A 1,562-nucleotide genomic window follows, 5' to 3' on the forward strand; every position below is an offset into this window, starting at 1 on the left:
GGTTACCGAGGGAGTGCTCACCCGATCGAGTATCCCCCTGCTGTGAGGTAGCCGTCAGAGCTGGTGGTGGAGGACGAGGTCTAGTTCGGTGGGGGTGAGCAATCGTTCGAGGCGTTCCTCGCGTTTGAGACGGGTGCCGCGGGGCACGAACGCGCTGGGGAGCGCGAAGGCGTCGTCCGGTCCGATGCTCGGCAGGAGCGGGACCTCGTTGATGTGCCTGCGTGGCAGGAGTGAGCGCAGTTTCACGGCCGATCACCTCGGGTTGACGACGGGAACGCTGGAGGCTGAGCTTCGTCGATCAGCAAACGTCGGTAGCGAAAAGTTTGCCAGCATGTCCGAGTTGGTGCAAGCGGGACAAGGTGGACACGGCGAGCCAACCGGTCGGTGGCCTGCTTCGGCGCAGGCCACCCCGGTTTTGTGAGAATTTGCTGATCGGTTATTTCCAGGCGGGCATGGCGACAACCTGTGCCGCATAGGACAGCCCGGCACCGAAGGCGATCAGCAGCGCGGTGTCGCCCGGCTTCGATTCGCCCTTGCGCAACAGCGCCTCCATCGCGAGGGGGACCGATGCTGCCGAGGTGTTGCCGGAATCCTCGATGTCGTTGGCGAGCGCGCAGTGCTCCGGTAGCTCGAGCACCCTGGCCATGATCTCGATGATCCGGCCGTTGGCCTGGTGCGGAATCATCGCGTCGAGGTCGCCGGTGGTCAGGCCCGCGCGGTCGATCGCGTCGCGGCACACCTTCTCCAGCGAGTGCGCGGCCCAGCGGAACACCGCGGTGCCCTCCATCGTGAGATAGGGGCGCACCGCGTCGGTGCCCTTCTCCTCGATCTCGTCGAAGAACTCCACCCAGTCCTTGGTCTGGCGGATGGCGTGGTGCTGAGTACCGTCCGAACCCCACACGGTCGGGCCGATGCCCTGTTCGGTGGACGGGCCGACGACCACCGCGCCCGCGCCGTCGGCGAACAGGAAGGCCGTCGCGCGGTCGGTGAAGTCGACGGTGGGGGTGAGTTTTTCGACGCCGAGCACCAGCACGTGATTCGAGGTGCCTGCCCGGACCAGGTCCGATGCCATGCCCACCGCGTGACAGAACCCGGCGCAGCCCGCCGAGATGTCGAAGGCGGCCGCGCCGGTCATGCCCAGCTCGGTGGCGATGCGTGGGCCGATGGCCGGGGTGAGCATGAGATGGGTCGACGTCGCCACGATGACGCAATCGATCTGGTCGACCTGCACCCCGGCGGCGGCGATCGCGTCGCGCGCGGCGGCGACGCTCATGGACTGGATGGTTTCCTCGTCCGAGGCGAAGCGCCTGGTATGGATGCCGGACCGGGTGCGGATCCACTCGTCGCTGGAGTCGATCGGCCCCGCTACCTCGTCGTTGGTGACCACCCGAGCCGGGCGGTAGACGCCCAATCCGAGGATGGCGGTGTGCTCAGTACCCGTCGTCTGGGCGATTCGAGCCATTGTGCGTCTCCTATGTACCTGTCAACCTGCGGCAGTACCGCTGGGTGTACCCGAAGCATCGAAATCTGTCCCTCATCGCCCGTGACCCGTACGTGGACAC

General features: G+C 66.5%; 2 protein-coding genes. Both read right to left on the reverse strand.

Features of this window, described 5'->3' with window-relative positions; genetic code table 11:
- Positions 1-54: 54 nt before the first annotated feature.
- Positions 55-246: a hypothetical protein gene (locus ACFWF3_RS35445; protein WP_378633833.1), complete on the reverse strand. Its 192-nt coding sequence runs from the start codon at positions 244-246 to the stop codon at positions 55-57.
- Between the two features lie 190 nt (positions 247-436).
- Complete coding sequence (locus ACFWF3_RS35450; protein WP_379318496.1) at positions 437-1,462, reverse strand: beta-ketoacyl-ACP synthase III; 1,026 nt, start codon at positions 1,460-1,462, stop codon at positions 437-439.
- Positions 1,463-1,562: the final 100 nt, after the last annotated feature.

Origin of the sequence: Nocardia sp. NPDC060220 (assembly GCF_042727815.1) — a bacterium.
In the GTDB taxonomy this organism is placed as follows: domain Bacteria; phylum Actinomycetota; class Actinomycetes; order Mycobacteriales; family Mycobacteriaceae; genus Nocardia.